Source organism: Streptococcus xiaochunlingii (genome assembly GCF_006385805.1).
Taxonomy (GTDB): domain Bacteria; phylum Bacillota; class Bacilli; order Lactobacillales; family Streptococcaceae; genus Streptococcus; species Streptococcus xiaochunlingii.
Window position 1 is genome coordinate 1,358,864 of sequence record NZ_VFSG01000001.1, and the last position, 15,982, is coordinate 1,374,845.

Annotated in this window: 19 protein-coding genes; all 19 read right to left on the reverse strand. The window is 43.0% G+C overall.

Features of this window, described 5'->3' with window-relative positions; translation table 11 throughout:
- Positions 1 to 8: 8 nt before the first annotated feature.
- Complete coding sequence (locus tag FJR71_RS06785; RefSeq protein ID WP_048690219.1) at positions 9 to 713, reverse strand: tyrosine-protein kinase; 705 nt, start codon at positions 711 to 713, stop codon at positions 9 to 11.
- 12 nt (positions 714 to 725) lie between these two features.
- On the reverse strand, positions 726 to 1,421 hold the full coding sequence (locus tag FJR71_RS06790; protein WP_048690221.1) for a Wzz/FepE/Etk N-terminal domain-containing protein: 696 nt from the start codon (positions 1,419 to 1,421) through the stop codon (positions 726 to 728).
- A 42-nt stretch (positions 1,422 to 1,463) separates the two neighbouring features.
- Positions 1,464 to 2,195 (reverse strand): capsular polysaccharide biosynthesis protein Cps4B, encoded by a 732-nt coding sequence (gene cps4B, locus FJR71_RS06795; protein WP_140814383.1) that lies wholly within the window; start codon positions 2,193 to 2,195, stop codon positions 1,464 to 1,466.
- Positions 2,188 to 3,678, reverse strand: a complete 1,491-nt coding sequence (gene cpsA, locus FJR71_RS06800) for an LCP family glycopolymer transferase CpsA (protein WP_125329282.1) — start codon at positions 3,676 to 3,678, stop codon at positions 2,188 to 2,190. Before cpsA ends, cps4B begins: the two co-directional genes overlap by 8 nt.
- 159 nt (positions 3,679 to 3,837) lie before the next feature.
- Complete coding sequence (locus FJR71_RS06805) at positions 3,838 to 4,704, reverse strand: hypothetical protein (RefSeq protein ID WP_061564486.1); 867 nt, start codon at positions 4,702 to 4,704, stop codon at positions 3,838 to 3,840.
- 150 nt (positions 4,705 to 4,854) lie between these two features.
- The gene (cls, locus tag FJR71_RS06810) at positions 4,855 to 6,390 is read right to left on the reverse strand and encodes a cardiolipin synthase (RefSeq protein ID WP_140814384.1); all 1,536 of its coding nucleotides are present in this window, start codon (positions 6,388 to 6,390) and stop codon (positions 4,855 to 4,857) included.
- Positions 6,391 to 6,655: 265 nt separating this feature from the next.
- Positions 6,656 to 7,120, reverse strand: a complete 465-nt coding sequence (locus FJR71_RS06815) for an SP_0198 family lipoprotein (protein WP_140814385.1) — start codon at positions 7,118 to 7,120, stop codon at positions 6,656 to 6,658.
- A gap of 121 nt (positions 7,121 to 7,241) precedes the next feature.
- Entirely contained in the window at positions 7,242 to 8,489 is a 1,248-nt protein-coding gene (locus FJR71_RS06820; protein ID WP_140814386.1) for a bifunctional folylpolyglutamate synthase/dihydrofolate synthase, read from the reverse strand.
- A 225-nt stretch (positions 8,490 to 8,714) separates the two neighbouring features.
- Entirely contained in the window at positions 8,715 to 9,026 is a 312-nt protein-coding gene (locus FJR71_RS06825) for a DUF1292 domain-containing protein (RefSeq protein WP_006595405.1), read from the reverse strand.
- A gap of 17 nt (positions 9,027 to 9,043) precedes the next feature.
- Complete coding sequence (ruvX, locus tag FJR71_RS06830; protein ID WP_006595404.1) at positions 9,044 to 9,463, reverse strand: Holliday junction resolvase RuvX; 420 nt, start codon at positions 9,461 to 9,463, stop codon at positions 9,044 to 9,046.
- A complete protein-coding gene (locus FJR71_RS06835) occupies positions 9,463 to 9,729 on the reverse strand; it encodes an IreB family regulatory phosphoprotein (RefSeq protein ID WP_006597020.1) in 267 nt (88 codons plus the stop codon). Before FJR71_RS06835 ends, ruvX begins: the two co-directional genes overlap by 1 nt.
- Before the next feature lie 141 nt (positions 9,730 to 9,870).
- Complete coding sequence (locus tag FJR71_RS06840) at positions 9,871 to 10,422, reverse strand: hypothetical protein (protein ID WP_048715629.1); 552 nt, start codon at positions 10,420 to 10,422, stop codon at positions 9,871 to 9,873.
- 11 nt (positions 10,423 to 10,433) lie between these two features.
- On the reverse strand, positions 10,434 to 11,027 hold the full coding sequence (locus FJR71_RS06845; RefSeq protein WP_061564488.1) for an SP0191 family lipoprotein: 594 nt from the start codon (positions 11,025 to 11,027) through the stop codon (positions 10,434 to 10,436).
- A gap of 184 nt (positions 11,028 to 11,211) precedes the next feature.
- Entirely contained in the window at positions 11,212 to 11,610 is a 399-nt protein-coding gene (gene spx, locus FJR71_RS06850; RefSeq protein WP_006595399.1) for a transcriptional regulator Spx, read from the reverse strand.
- A gap of 87 nt (positions 11,611 to 11,697) precedes the next feature.
- On the reverse strand, positions 11,698 to 12,840 hold the full coding sequence (gene recA, locus FJR71_RS06855) for a recombinase RecA (RefSeq protein ID WP_006595398.1): 1,143 nt from the start codon (positions 12,838 to 12,840) through the stop codon (positions 11,698 to 11,700).
- 47 nt (positions 12,841 to 12,887) lie between these two features.
- A complete protein-coding gene (locus FJR71_RS06860) occupies positions 12,888 to 14,156 on the reverse strand; it encodes a competence/damage-inducible protein A (RefSeq protein WP_140814387.1) in 1,269 nt (422 codons plus the stop codon).
- Positions 14,157 to 14,239: 83 nt separating this feature from the next.
- Positions 14,240 to 14,806, reverse strand: coding sequence for a DNA-3-methyladenine glycosylase I (locus FJR71_RS06865; RefSeq protein WP_140814388.1), 567 nt, complete (start codon positions 14,804 to 14,806; stop codon positions 14,240 to 14,242).
- Between the two features lies 1 nt (position 14,807).
- On the reverse strand, positions 14,808 to 15,377 hold the full coding sequence (locus FJR71_RS06870) for a hypothetical protein (RefSeq protein ID WP_140814389.1): 570 nt from the start codon (positions 15,375 to 15,377) through the stop codon (positions 14,808 to 14,810).
- Positions 15,377 to 15,970, reverse strand: a complete 594-nt coding sequence (gene ruvA / locus FJR71_RS06875) for a Holliday junction branch migration protein RuvA (protein WP_140814390.1) — start codon at positions 15,968 to 15,970, stop codon at positions 15,377 to 15,379. Before ruvA ends, FJR71_RS06870 begins: the two co-directional genes overlap by 1 nt.
- Positions 15,971 to 15,982: the final 12 nt, after the last annotated feature.

Sequence of the window (15,982 nt, forward strand, 5' to 3'; positions counted from 1 at the left end):
CCTATTCTTTATCTTTTTTTCCCGTAATTGCCATAGTTCCCATAGTTCCCGTAATTACCATAAGAACCATATTTTTCTAATTGAATATCAAATTTATTGAGGACCACTCCTAGGAATGGTGTCCCCGTCTGCTCTAGTTGCTCTTTGGCCTTTTGAACAGCCTTGCGACTAACAGCTCCTGCTGCTGTCACAATCAAGCTACCATCACAGCGTTGAGCAATAATCGCCGCATCAATCACCATCCCAATTGGTGGGGTGTCGACAACGATATAGTCATAGTGATTGCGGAGCGCCTCAATGATGACCTCGAAGTTTTTACTTTGCAAGAGACCCGTTGGATTTGGAGAAACCTGCCCTGACAGGAGCACATCCAGTTTTGGATAATCTGTCGTCGCAATTGCTTGCGAAATCTCACTCTTCCCAGAAAGTACTTCTGTCAAACCAGCAACACGACCTTGGCTCTTGAAGACACCTGTCATGACCGAGTTACGGATATCCGCATCGATCAACAAGGTACGATAGCCCGCACGCGCAAAGGCTGTCGCCAAATTCGTAGAAATGGTTGATTTTCCTTCGTTTGGTTGCACAGATGAGATGGCAACGACCTTAATATTGGTCCCACTCAACTGAATATTGGTACTCAAGGCATTAAAATACTCTTCAGCCTGAGTCATCGCTGCTAATTTGCTTTTTACAATTTCTAAGGTTGCCATGAATTCTCCCTCTTACAGTTTCTTCACACTAGGGATCACACCTAATAGAGTGATGCCCATCACTTCTTCGACATCTTCTGGTTTCTTCACACGGTCATCCAATACCTCTGACAAGATCACCAGGATGGAAATCAAGACACCCCCAAGGACAAAGCCAATAACGACATTTCGCTTAATATTTGGTGAAGAAGGGTTTTGCGGTACGACAGCCTCATCCAAAGTCGTCACGTCAGATACCTTGGTTACAGCGATAATTTTTTCGGCCGCTACATCTTTCAATCCATTCGCGATACGAGCTGCTTCTTGTGGATCTGGGTCTGAGGCTGTGATGGACAAAATCCGAGTATCCGCTGGAACTGCCACTGAGACTTTCTTAGCAAGCTCTGCTGGAGTCATTTCCAACTTCAACTCTTCAATAGCCTGGTTCAAGACATTTTGAGAAAGAATAATCTCGCGATAGTCTTTAACCAAGTAGGATCCCGCTTGAAGATCTTGGTTGGTCAAGGCATTGTTTTCTTGGTTCTGACGGCTGACCACATAGATACGACTGGTACTTTGGTAGATTTTCTTCGCCACAAATGCGCTGTACCCTAGGGCACCAATCGCAAATAGCAAGGCCGTAATCAGAATTGAGAATTTACGACGCCATAAGGTTTTAAAGAGGGAGACCACATCCAATTCGATCTCTTTGCTCTCTTGGTTTTTCATATTCACTTTCTCCTTTTCAATCCCCGTGATGGAACTTGATTGTTAAAATAATTCGTTATCCAGTAATGCTTGTTGATTTTCAATAAAGAGGGCACGCGCTCGGTTACTTCCGTAACGTTTTTCAATCAACTGATAAGCCTTTTCCATGTATGGAGGGCGCTGATCGACATTGTGCATATCGCTCGCAACAAAATGGACCAAATCCTTGTCCAAGAAATATTGGGCACGATGTTTCATGAACTTGTAGCGATCGCCAAACAATTTAGGCTTGAGCACACTCGAACTATTGATTTGGGTATAGCATCCCATTCGGATCAATTCCCGCACCCGTTTTTCATTCTTTTCCAAACAGTGGTACCGTTCAATATGGGCAACTACCGGAGTCACTCCTAAGCGCAAGACCGCACTTAAGGCTTGATGAATCTCCTTGTAGGGCGTTGCCATACTAAACTCGATCAAGGCAAAGCTGGTTTCAGCAAGCGTTGGAATAGTCCCAGCTTCCAGTTTTTCAATAATATCTCGCGTATAATAGATTTCTGCTCCAAAATGCAAGGTCATTTCCGGTAGATAGGTCGCCACCATCTCTTTTACTGCTAAGTAGTTTTGATAGATCTTTTCTTCTGGGGTTTCAAACATCCCTTTCCGACGATGGGACGTCGAAACGATGGTTCGGACCCCTTGACGGTAGCTTTCCTCGATGAGGAGTTTGCTATCCTCAATCGTCTTTGGTCCATCATCCACATCAAAGACAATGTGTGAATGAATATCAATCATTGTTTTTTCCTTCCATGGTTTGGTTTATCTTTTCTTTGGCTTGTGCCACGCTATCAGCATTCAACTCCATCATGTAAAGAGCAGATCCTGGCATCGCATATGAAGGCAAGTCATTTCGTCCTTGTCCAGTGACAGCTTGTGAAGTCACCTTGTAGCTTCCACCAGTCTCCAACTGTGTATTGACCAAATTCATAATGGTTGGCAAGGGCATATTGGTTTGCAAGGAATCTTGTAAACCAGAAACGATTTCGTTGTAATTGCTCAATGCTTTGGTCGATGTTAATTTATGGATAATGGCTGCGATGACTTTTTCTTGGTTCTTCCCACGGTCGTTGTCTCCACCTTCGAGAGAGTAGCGTTCACGGACAAAGCCAAGAGCTTGTTCCGAATCCAAGTGGACTTTTCCTACAGGGAAGTGGTAGTTCCCGTGTAGACTTGTAAACTCTTGATCATTTTCTACATCAATCCCTCCGACGAGGTCGACAAGCTTTAAGAAAGAAGTGAAATTCAAGCGGACATAGTAGTCAATCTTGATGTCGTACAGATTTTCTAAGGTATGAATAGACGCATCTACTCCGTAAATCCCAGCGTGGGTTAATTTATCCCCTTGGTTGTTCCCACCATCTGCGATCGGTACATAGGCGTCACGCGGAGTCGTGGTCAGCAAGACTTGCTTGGTCTTTCGATTGACCGTCATGATAATATTGACATCAGATCGAGAAACCGAAGTGACTGGGCCATAGGTGTCAATCCCACTGACATAGATGTTAAAGGTATCCGCATTGGCATCCGCCTTTGCCTTGGTTTCCACTTGGCGACGGATCTTGTAAGAATAGATTTTCTTTAATTTTTTCGCGTAGTCAGCATCCACACTGGCAATGGTATCCTCAAAGGTACTATTCAAAGCAATGGCTTGTGTCTTATCTTCTTGTAGGGCCTGGTAGGCTGCCACGTAAGATTCCACATCTTCGATGGTCAAGTCATGCTGGCGCGTTTTCTTCACTTCCTCTACCAAGGCTAGAAGATCATCTGCATTATTATTCCCCGTAGGCGCTGCTACACTGCTGATTTCTTTGATATCTTGGATTGGACTATCTGCTTTGACATAGACAGCCATTTCAAATTCCGTATAGTTGGCATTTCGGTTCACATTTCCAGCGACATCGACCAATTGCTGGGTAACAAATGTCCCCACGGAGGTCCCTAGCAAGCCTAAAACCAATAAAAATAGCGTCGTCTTTTTAGCCTTGCCTGCAAGGATCAAACCCAAGGTTAAAAAAAGTCCGCCAATTAACAATACCGTCACAAGAATATTCAAATAACGGAAAGCTAGGATATTGTAGCTAAAGACATTATAAAGAAAGAGCCCAGCTACAAGTAGCGTTAAAACCCAGAGACCACTATTTACAATGCGTAGCTGATCCCAACCGCTTGTTCTATTTGAATGTTTGTTTTTTCTACTTCGATTCATTTTATCCCCCATACTATTTTCTTAAATATTATAACATAAAATTGGCCTACAGATCAGAATCTATGCCCATTTCTCCACTATTAATTTTATACTATTCCTAACTTTCTGTACAGTAACATAAGAAAAAATGAGCAAATAAAAAAGGTGAGTTTCCTCACCTTTTTTATAGGTTTATACTTTATCTTTTGAGGTTGAACTTGTATCTGAATCCTTGCTAGTCGAAGAATCACTCTTTGAAGAATTGCTTCCTTTACGAGTTTCAGCTCCATCAGCAGAGTATTCGTTTACAAAGATTTCCTTACGTAGTTCAAGGAAGCTTTCATCACTAAGGATATAACGCCCTTCTTTGGTTTTTGTCAATTCCAAAGTGTACTCACGTGGTTCGATGTACCCAAAATCTTCGTTCAAACGATCAAAGGCATAGTAGAACAAGAAGTTGTTCAATAAAGACAAACGTTTTTCCAGATCTGGATCTGTGTTGTCTTCTAATTTTTTAACATCTTCAATTCCGTTTTCAAACAGACTAGATTTTGCGCGGTTGATCAAGTTAGCCAAGTCACGTGTTGCAATTGCACGAGATTTGAAGGTAACCGTCGCAATATCTCCTTCGTCTTCAACCTTGGTGATTTCATAGTCATCACCGATCGTTGCTAACACTTTGAAACGAGCTTGGTCAAACAATTCCAAGATTTTTTCTGGAGTGAATGTTTCAGTTGTGAGCTCAAGTGTGTAGTTTTCTGCTGGTAAATATTTTGATGCATTTTCATCGACAAATTTTTCGGTAATTTGTTTTTTCCACTTGTCAACTGATGTACCCATCAAAGTTGTGAAACCAGAAGAATGATCTGTAAAGATGGCACGAAGAATAATGTCCCCATCTTTTTCAATTTGTTTTTTTGTCTTTTCTTCTTTCGATTCACTAGATTGTTCTACTTTATCCTCTTTAGTTTGAGGTTTTTCAACAACTGGTTTTGATGAACAAGCTACTAACATCAATAAACAGGCTGGTAAAACACCATATTTTACAAGCTTTTTCATAAGTTCTCCTTATTTTTTATAGATTATGTTCATTATATCAAAAATAACCCTTTGAGAATTCTCAGATAAGTGTATGTAAACAAATTGTAATATTTCATTATACACTTCGCACTAACAAGCCCTCCTTCCCCTACGAAGCGCTCAATTCGCCTATAACATTGGTGCAAACAACTGCATAATCTCTTTAATCAAATGCTGGTACCAGGTGATCCGGAAAGTGTCCAACTGAATCTGCTGAGATACAGAGAATATCTCTTCAAAATCCGCTCGTATCTTGGTCAATTCTGGGCTTCGATACATCCAGACAGCATTCTCATAGTGGTGGACTAGGCTGCGATAGTCAAAGTTGATGGTTCCGACTACTGCGACTTCATCGTCGGCCAAGACTTGCTTGCTATGGATAAAGCCTGGAGTGTACTCATAAATTTTCACCCCTGCTTCCATGAGGTCTGGATAAGCCCCTCGTGTAACGATTTGGATCAGTTTTTTATCTGGAATGAAAGGAGTCACGATGCGTACATCGACCCCTCGGAGTGCCGCATTTCGAATATCTTCTGTCAAATCATAATCAATGATTAAATAAGGGGTCGTAATATAGACATAATCCGTCGCCTGATTGATGATATTCTGATAAACAGACTTACCAACTTGGGATTTGTAGATGGGTTTAGGACCGCTACCAAAGGGAATATAGAAGCCCTCACCCTCTACCGCTTGGTTTTCCATATGGTATTTATCAAAATCTTCAATTTCCCCCTGGTTGATGTACCAGTTCATGAGAAAGAGCCGCGTCAAGGCCTTAACCGCTCGACCATCTAAGCGCACTGCACTATCCTTCCAATGACCGAAGCGCTCTATCTGATTGATATACTCATCCGCTAGGTTAACCCCACCTGTATAGCCAATCTGACCATCAATGACCAAGATCTTGCGGTGGTCTCGATTGTTATAAGCCACCGTCAATCGTGGCACCACCTTGTTGAACTTATGGGCGTCAATGCCTAATTTTCGCAAGCGTCTGGTATAGTTTCCCTTAAGGGTCGCCATACAGCCGATATCATCGTAGAGCAATTTCACCTCTACCCCTTCTTTAACCTTTTCAAGTAGGATATCTAGGATACTATTCCACATCAGGCCTTCCTCGATGATGTAGAATTCGAGAAAGATAAATTTCTTAGCTGAGCGCAAATCCTCCAACAATTGCGGAAGCATCTGATCCCCTAGTGGGAAGAAAATCGAAGCTGTCCCGTTGTACAGGTCTGCATTGTGGTCCATGGATAGAATAGACTTGACCATCCCATACACGGTCTTGCTCTCTTCTTTCAACTGGAGGCGAAGCTCGTGGCTATTATCCTCACGGAACTTCATGGACTCCATATTTTCCAACTGAACCATCTCTTTTTTGGACAAACGCCGCTCCCCAAACATGAGGTAAAGAAGGGAACCAAAAACGGGGATGACGGCAATTAAGAGCCAGGTCACCTTGCTCTCTGGAGGCATATTCCGGTTAACAATCGCCAAAATGGTCGAGATATACAAGAGGACCATGATGGTGACAGACATCCAATTGGGGAACCATTCATTTAGCCAAAAGAAGGCTGCAAAGGACAACCAGAGTTCAAACCCCATAAAAAGGATACTGAACCCATATTTGGACATTAACAATCGAATTTTTCGAAAACTCACCCTCGTTCTCCTTCTTTTCTAATCCCTACTAGTATACCAGTTCTAAGAAGGGAGCGCAAACCCGATAAAGAGAAAAAAGAGGCTGGGACAAAAGTCCTAGCCTCTCAATTGTCTTTGGATTATCGAGCAAGACGCAGTGGTTGAGTGGGCTCTACTACACTGATTTCATCAGCTTTCACAGCCCTACCCAACTGTGCGGAGGTGGGACGACGAAATTGAATTCTAACGAATTACCAATTTCTGTCCCACTCTCACTTCTGCTAGTTTATTGCTTGGTCAGAACAATTGTATCATCATCATAGAGCTCTTGGTCAAAGTCTTCCAGAGTCAATTGTTGCCCCTCTAGTCGATAGCGGTAGACATCATCTCCAATGATAATCGACTGGTTGGCAGCATCTAGTTTCACTGGCTTGATTTCTTGTTCTCCGTCAGGCTCCACAGCTGTCCAAGTTCCTGTATTTTCTGTGACAACTAAGGTAATCTGGTCCGCTTCATCTACCCCTTTGTAGGTTCCATCAATATTACCTTGAGTCACTTGAGTGTTTGTAGTATTTAAACTAGATGAATTTGAGCTTCCATCAGAAGAACTTCCTTGTGTATTTGTTGTCTTTGCTTCGGAAGCAGTCACCTGAATATTAGACTGTGAAGACGATGGTGTTTGCTGATTCGAACACGCTCCAAGTAGGAGGACTGTAGCTGTTGCTAATAAAGCAGTTACTTTCTTTGCCATAGATGGTCTCCTTTCGCGCCAACTTTTCAACAGACTTCCCCGTTCATTTGTGGCTCACCTTTAGTATACGATAGAGCCTGTTTTTGGTCAATCTTAATGACTGGCCGATGAGAGTTGTTGCCTATAAAGGATTCTTTCCCTGATCTAATAGATATGCGCGAACTTCGGAAATAAAGTAGAGAGAACCAGTGACAAAGAGCACCTCTTGACCATCTTGTCGGCTATAAAAGTCTTGCAAATAATCTCTGAAATCTGCTACATAAGGATAGCCTAAGCCATCCGTCTCTTGGACCACTTCCCCATAAGCAAAGGTCGTCACCGTCAAGTCCGCCTCCGGCAAGTCGCTGGCAAAGATCTCCAACATCCCTTTGTAATCCTTACGCTTTAAAGCACCAAAGAGGATCCTCACGCGCTTATCTGAAAAGGTTCGAGCATATTCGACCAAGCGATGGATAGCATGGGGATTATGAGCGCCATCTAGATAGACGCCCTGGTCAAAATTCTCCAGACGTCCCGGCCAGCTAGTCGCTTGCAAAGCCTCCCGAACACCGTTTTCATCGACCGCCAGACCTCTCTGCTCCATGAAGAGGAGAAAGGCTTCGAGAGCCACCGCAGCATTCTCTTCCTGATAAGCTCCTTTGAGCCCAATTTTTAGTGAGTCAAACCGATGGTGCGCATCTTGGAAGACGCCCTTCACCAGTTGGAAATCTTCTCCATAGCGAGCTAGCGAACAGCCTGTTTCCTGGGCCTTTTCTATGCAGACACGCTCAGCCTCTTCAGCCAGTGGGCCGATAACAGCTGGCTTCCCGGCTTTAAAGATTCCAGCTTTTTGCCTAGCAATGGCCTCTAGGCTTCCTCCCAAGGTCTCCTGGTGATCCAGCCCTACTGAGGTGATCACTGCCACATCTCCTGTGATGACATTGGTCGTATCAAGGAGCCCTCCGATCCCAACCTCGATCAAAGCCAAGTCAACTTCTTGCTCATGGAAATACAAAAATGCCAAGAGGGTGATGATCTCAAAGTAAGAGAGTTGGTCGTGGGTCTCGAGAAGCTGAGGCTCCATCGCTTGGATGCTCTGACCCAAGCGAATCAGGTCCTGATCCGAAATTGGTTGCCCATTGATACAGATCCGATCATGCATACTAACGATATGTGGAGAAGTAAAGGTACCCACTTTTAGGCCATGCTGTTGGAATAGTTGGCGCATAAAAGCAATGGTTGAGCCCTTCCCGTTAGTCCCCGTCACATGGATCATCGGAACAGCTTCATGAGGCTCCCCTAAGAGCTTTACAGCCTGTTGCATCCGCCCCAAGCCTGACCGAAAATTGAGCCCAATTCGACTATTCATCCATTCTTCAATTTGATTCATTTCTTTCTCCTAAAAGAAAAGAGCGATCAAGCCTTCTTACTGGCTCACGCTCTGCTATTTCTTTGTTTTCTTATTTCAATTCCAGTGTATCTGGAAGTAGGGCTAATAACATCCACTGGATGTTTCAACTCTTTCTAGTTTCTAGGAGTTGAGGTGATACAGTCTCCCAGACTTACTTGCGGTTTTCATTTCCAGCGCAGGGCTAAAAACATCCACTGGATGTTTTTACTCCTCCATAAAGCTGTTGAAGACTTCTTCAATCATGTTCCATTCATCATCTGAATCTTCTGGGATTGGTTGAAGGTCGCCTTCAGTTCCGTCTTCGTTTTCAGTAAATGAGTATGCTTGGATTTCTACTTCACCGTTTTCATCTTCTTCTGCATTTGCAGGAATCAAAAGAACATAGTTTTTACCAAATTCTTCTTTTCCATCAATGGTCAAAAGGATTTCAAACAAGGTTTCGTTTCCTTGCTCATCTACCAACGTAATCAATTCGCGTTCGTCATGGTTGTGGTCATGATCATGATTGTGTGCCATCTTATTTCCTCTTTTTTCTAAAATTTTCGATCTAAATAATTTTGCAAAATCAACTGGGCAGCCAATTTATCAATTACTTTTTTACGCTTATTTCGGCTAATATCCGCTTGCTCAATCAGCATCCGCTCTGCGGCAACAGTCGTCAAACGCTCGTCCTGATACTCAACCGGTAAGTTGAACAACTCTTCAAGGCGCTTCCCATAAGCTTGACTTGCTTCCACTCGAGGACCGCTTGTGTTGTTCATGTTTTTCGGCAAACCAACGACAAAACGATCAACCCGGTATTCCTTCACCAGTTCAGAGAGACGGTCTAAGCCAAACTCTCCTTTCTCCTCATCAATCTGAATAATCTCCAGACCTTGAGCAGTAAAACCTAATGGATCACTGATGGCTACTCCGACTGTCTTCGAGCCAACGTCTAGTCCCATAATTCTCATTAGAGATCGATCCCTTGCCCTTTCAAGTAGTAACGAACCAATTCTTCAACAATTTCATCTCGTTCGTACTTACGAATTTGGTTGCGAGCGTTGTTATAACGAGGTACATAAGCAGGATCACCACTGAGTACATAACCTACGATTTGATTGATTGGATTGTAGCCCTTCTCATCCAAAGATAAGTAGACATCCTTTAATGTATCACTAATTTCTTTACGGTTTGAATCGTCAAGATTAAAACGTACTGTTTCGTCTGTAAATCCCACAATACCACCCTCTTTCTTTATATTCATACTATTATACCATAATTTCCATACTTTCTCAAACGAAAAATATTGATTTTACGGGCTTTCTTGGACTTTTTATCACTTATTTTTGAAAGCGATCTACTGCATTTTTCAATGGCTTTATTTGACTTCTTTAAAGCCATTCTTTTCCATGTTTTTGATGAAGAGTGTTGGAGAGTAGGTTTTAATCATTTTGCAAATTTCTCCCAAGTCTTCGCTGTTTTTAATGTCATCGAAGTCTACTTTATCAGGATCAATCTCAATCTCAGAAATCATTGCTTCACCTGTCCAATCTGATGTCACGGTGATTCCATCGTAGTCTCTCAATTCATCAATGCCACCTTCACCTTCGTATCCTTCGATCAAGGCTTGTTTGGCACCTTCTTTATCATCCTCAGCATCGATCAATTTCTTGACTTCATCTTTGAATTCATCCGATACATGAGTCGCTAGTTTGATAGAAACTTTCTTGTATTTCTTTCCTTGGTAGGATACGGTCACTGTAATTTCCTGTTTGGCTACCTCGTCAGCTTCATTGACATCTCTGTTAATCTTAAAGGTCCGAGTAACGACGCTATCTTTCGATAAGGACTTGCCCCCTTTTGATTGAGAGTTCCCACAACCTGCCAAGATAAGCAATCCAGCAACGACTAGTAATAGAAATTTTTTCATGTTTTTTCTCCTTATTCTTCTTTTGCTCCATTACGGAGTAGATTATTCATATATTCTGTCGGTGTCAGTTTCAATAAATCTGCAATATTGGCTGATTTGAAGTACTCTAACTCGACCGCTTTTTTAGTATCCAACTGGGTGAAATCATAAGTGATGACCGTTTGGTATTCATTTTCATTTGGCAAAGTCAGTTCAATGGTAAATCCTTGGAGAGTCCGCGCCTGTTGAAGTTTTTCATCCTTACCCATCGACTCTACCATCAATCGTTGGGCCTCTTCAAGACCAACTTCCTGAATAGCATTTTTCAATTCATCACTGACAGGAGTGGTATTGGTCATGACCAATTTTTGAAATTGTTCCCCTTGATAAGTGATGGTCTGCTCCTGGCGAATACCACTTTCATCTTTTGGAAGGACAAAGTGTTTAGTGAAAACTTGCTGTTCTTCCGCCTTCTCTAACAGATTTCGATTTTCTTTATTAAACGATTCAATTTTAGCACTGTTGGATTTTTGGACATTGGAAGAATCAGTTTTCCCATGTTTCTTCTGTCCACAAGCTGTCAGCGTCAGGAGCAAGACACCCAAACAAATAAGCTTCTTTTTCATGTTTTCTCCTTTGATAAGCTTCTATAAAGGGATTTCCCCCACAGAAGTATTGTACCATAGAATCCTCCTCAAAAACATTCTTACAAGCATTTTTTCGTGGATTCTTTGGCCGGATACAAAAGAAAAAGTCGAGATCCTGACATCTCGACTCTTCTCAGTAGCTAAACGATTGGCTACTTGTTTCTTATAGGGCTGCTCTTAAGCGAGCCTCCGCATTTTCAACATTTCGTACAGAACGTGGTAAAAAGGCCCGAATATCATCTTCCTTATAACCAACTTGAAGTCGCTTGTTATCCACTAGTATAGGACTTTTCAAGATTCGTGGTGTTTCTAAGATGATATCGATGACTTCATTCATGCTGAGGTCTTCAATATCGACACCTAGATTCTTAGCGTACCGGTTTTTTGAAGAAACGATACTTGCAATCCCATTTTCTGTTTTGGTCAAAATATCGAGTAATTCTTCTTTTGTAATTCCTTCTTTACCAAGGTTTTGTTCTTTATAGATCAACTGATGAGCATTTAGCCAAGTTTTGGCTTTTTTACAACTCGTGCAACTTGAAACTGTGTAAATTTTAATCATGTATGCACTCCTTTCGCCACACGATAATAACATTGTAGTATATTATACCATAAAAACCATCAGTCTTTCGACCTATTTTGAAAAAAATTACTCTTCAATCTCAATGGCATCATCAAGATCTAGTGTTACTTCTTCAACAAGTGGGCTTTCAGCTACTTCATCTTGTGCAACTACAGCAGTGTCATCATCGATCAAACCGAAGCGCACGCGCACTTGGTGATCAATCTCATCAAAAATTTCTGGATGGTCTGCCAAGTACTTCTTAGCATTTTCTGAACCTTGGCCAATCTTCTCACCGTTATAAGAATACCAAGCCCCTGCTTTTTGGATCAAATCAAGGTCTGTTGCAATTTTTAGCAATTCGCCTGTACGTGAAATTCCTTCTCCATACATGATTTCAACCATAGCTTCCTTGAATGGTGGGGCCACCTTGTTCTTCACAACCTTGATCTTGGTTTCTTTACCAACGTTGGTATCTTTTTGGTCCCCAGTACCCTTGATTTGAGTATTTCCACGAACATCTAGACGAACAGAAGCGTAGAATTTAAGGGCACGACCACCAGGTGTGGTTTCAGGGTTACCAAACATAACCCCAACTTTTTCACGCAATTGGTTGATAAAGATAGCAATGGTCTTGGTCTTATTGATCGAAGCTCCAAGCTTACGCATAGCCTGGCTCATCATCCGTGCTTGCAAACCAACGTGGCTATCCCCAATATCTCCATCGATTTCCGCACGAGGTACCAAGGCAGCAACAGAGTCGATAACGACCAAGTCAACGGCACCAGAGTCAATCAATTTACCAGCAATTTCAAGTCCTTGCTCTCCTGAGTCTGGTTGAGACAAGAGGAGTTCGTCAATGTTAACACCAAGAGCTGCTGCATAAGATGGATCCAAGGCATGCTCGGCATCGATAAAGGCAGCAATGCCTCCTTCTTTCTGTGCTTGCGCTACTGCATGAAGAGCAACGGTTGTTTTACCTGATGATTCTGGACCATAGATTTCGATGATCCGACCTTTTGGATAACCACCAGCACCCAAGGCAATATCAAGCGCCAAGGAACCAGAGCTCATGACTTGAACTTTTTGCTCTGCGCGTTCGCCCAGACGCATAATCGATCCTTTACCAAAGTCTTTTTCGATCAACTTTAGGGCATCATTAAGCGCTTTTTCACGCTCATCTCCAAATTTCTTAGAGATATCATCTAATTTTTTCTGTTTTTTCGCCATTCTTTTCTCCTATATTCAAAGCGTAATGCTATACAAGCTTCTTATCATTATAGCAAATTTTCATCTAATAATACAGTCCGGCGTACCAGATTAAAGGCATGGAGGACTGCAACTTTCCGAACATCCATACGACTCCGGCCAGCGATATTGACCTTGATTGATTGGACTCCTTTAGGACCCGCAATTCCAATAAAAACGGTCCCTGCTAGGTGGCCTTCTAGACTGTCTGGACCAGCAACACCTGTCAGACTGACTCCATAGTCAGCCCCTGTTAAGAGACGGGCTTGCGCTGCCATCCGCTCAGCTGTATGGGCAGAGACCACTCCATGTTCTTGCAACTCAGCTAGGGGGATTTGGAGCATTTTGCTCTTTTCCTCTATGCTGTAGGTGACGAAACCTCCTGGTAAGACTGCTGAGGCTCCTGAGAAATTAGCCAGAGTCGACTGGAACATCCCGGCCGTCAAGCTCTCTGCTGCGGTCAAAGTCAAGCCTCTCTCGCGCAAGAGTTCAAAAGCAACCTTGGCTAGGGAATTGTCATCACCATAGCCATAGAAGAGCTGGCTCAAGGCTTGACCATCTAAAGTCTCATGACGAAGGATCACTTGCTCCAACTGATCCAATTTCTGATCAGCCTGCTCTTGTGACGCAGCCTTGGTCGACAAGCGCAAGGTGACTTCTCCGGTCTTGGCATAAGGAGCCACCGTCGGGTCAGTCTGGCCATCAATCACATCGGCTAGAACAGTTACCAGCTGGCTTTCCCCAATCCCAAAGAAGCGCAAGACACGTGAGTATAGCTTCTCGTCTGTGGCTAGCAAGGGCACTAACTCATCAGTAACCATGGGTTTCAATTCACTAGGGGGACCAGGCAAGACCACATAGCTAACACCCTCTACTTCAATCAGCCCTCCCACTGCCAAACCAGTCAAATTTTGGAGCGGTGTTGAGCCTGTCACTATTTGCGCTTGTCTCAGATTGTTGGGAGTTCGGACATGGTCTGGCCGACTGGCAAAGAAGCGGTCCAACTTAGCCATTGCTTCGGAATCAAAGGTCAGGTCTTTACTTAAAAACTGGGCTAGGGTCTGCTTGGTCAGGTCGTCTTCGGTCGGTCCGAGGCCTCCCGTGAGGATGACAAGATCACTTCGATCACGCGCAATCGCAAGAACAGATAAGAGACGATCGGCATTATCTCCAACTGCAGTTTGGAAATAAACGTCGATTCCTAGACCGGCCAACTTTTCTGATAAGAATTGCGCATTGGTATTGACAATCTGTCCTGTGAGAATTTCGGTTCCCACTGCAATGATCTCTGCTTTCATAACGCCTCCACTTATACTATTCGTAATTTTTCTTCATTGTAACACAAAAATAGAAAAATCGTAGAAAAATTTTCTACGATGGATTAGCTATTCGGATTTTTCCAGTCACAATCATTCTCATGATCATTGACTAGGCCTGCTGCTTGTAGAAAGGATAAAACCGCGACTGGTCCGGTGAACTTAAAACCCCGCTTTTTGAGATCCTTGGATAATTTCTCAGATAAAGGCGTCTTAGCTGGTACTTGACTGTAATCTGGGACATCATTTACGATGGTTTCCCCATTGACAAAAGACCAAAGATAGGCATCAAATGATCCAAATTCTTCCTGGACTTGCAAAAAGGCTTGAGCATTGGCCCGTGTCGCAAAGATCTTGGCTCGATTGCGGATAATTGCTGGATTATCTAACAGAGCTTCCAGCTTCTCATCCGTCATCTCCGCGACACTTTGAAGGTGATAGCCATGAAAAGACTCTCGGAAAGCCTGCCGCTTATTGAGTACCGTTTCCCAAGATAATCCAGCCTGATAGGTCTCCATACAGAGCAACTCAAAAAGTGCTTGGTCTTCATGGAGAGGCTGTCCCCATTCCTCATCATGGTAGGCTACATAAAGCGGGTTGTTCATTTTAACCCAGCCACAACGTTTTGGCATCTTATTCTCCTATCTTTGAAACGTAGTCAGGCAAAGGAACAGTAGACTTATCCAATAAATTAATCCAACGATTAATATCTGGTGGCAGAGGGTTAAATCTCTCGTCCGTTTGATACCTTACACCATCATCTGTTTCTATTCCAGTTAATGTTTCAATCTGTTCTCGCAGCTGGTCTACAGACACCCAATTAGTCCAACCTTCAAATAAGCTTTCTGGAGCCATTGTTATCCCATACCATTCTTCAAACCATTCAATATAGTCTGCACCTAACAGGTAGAGTTTCTCGAAAGAACAAGATTCATCATTCACCTTTATACTTTCTACTATATTGTCATGATCTACTATGGCAATACTCGCACCACAAAATTCACAAGGAAGTGAGCCAACTTGACCATAGCGAGAACCGCTATGCAAGAATAATCCTGTTTGGCTCTGTTGACAATTTTTACAAAACAATGGAAAAACGGTGCAGTGTAGCCATAGTGTATCAATCTTCCCATTTTTAAACTTTATCTTGACATGGTTGCTACTGTTCTTTGCTTCAACTAGATTGATTCGGGCAATCCCCATTATTTCACCAACATCTTAAGAGCAGACTTGATATAGTTCTCTGCTGTATCGGTCGTTCCTTCGAAGAATTTCTTGATTTTCTTGAGTTCCGTTGCCTTGTAGCCCAAGGCTAACATGGCTTCCATAGCTTCTTCCAAGGCTTGGTTTTCTTCTGTTACTTTGGATTTGGACTGAGCCGGTACATCTTCTAGATCAAGATTGATCTTACCTTCCAAGTCCAGCACCATCTGTTGGGCTGTTTTCTTGCCAATCTTCGGAAACTTGGTCAAGTAGGTGATGTTCTTGCTTTCGATGGCTTGGACAAGGCCTGCATTGTCATCTGCAGCAATGATGGCCAGAGCTGAGACTGGGCCAATTCCAGAGACCGAGATCAAGTTCAGAAAGAGCTGTTTCTCTTCTTCTGTCGCAAAGCCATAGAGCAGGTGAGCATCTTCCCGAACCACCTGGTGCAGATAGACGTGCACCTCTTGGTTCATTTTGCCAGAGTAGGCATAGGGATTGGCCACATGCAAGAGATAGCCGATCCCAGCTGTCTCCACCACGATGTATTTGGCGGTAATTTTCGTTAAGATTCCTTTAATGTATTCGTACATAATCTTCCTTTA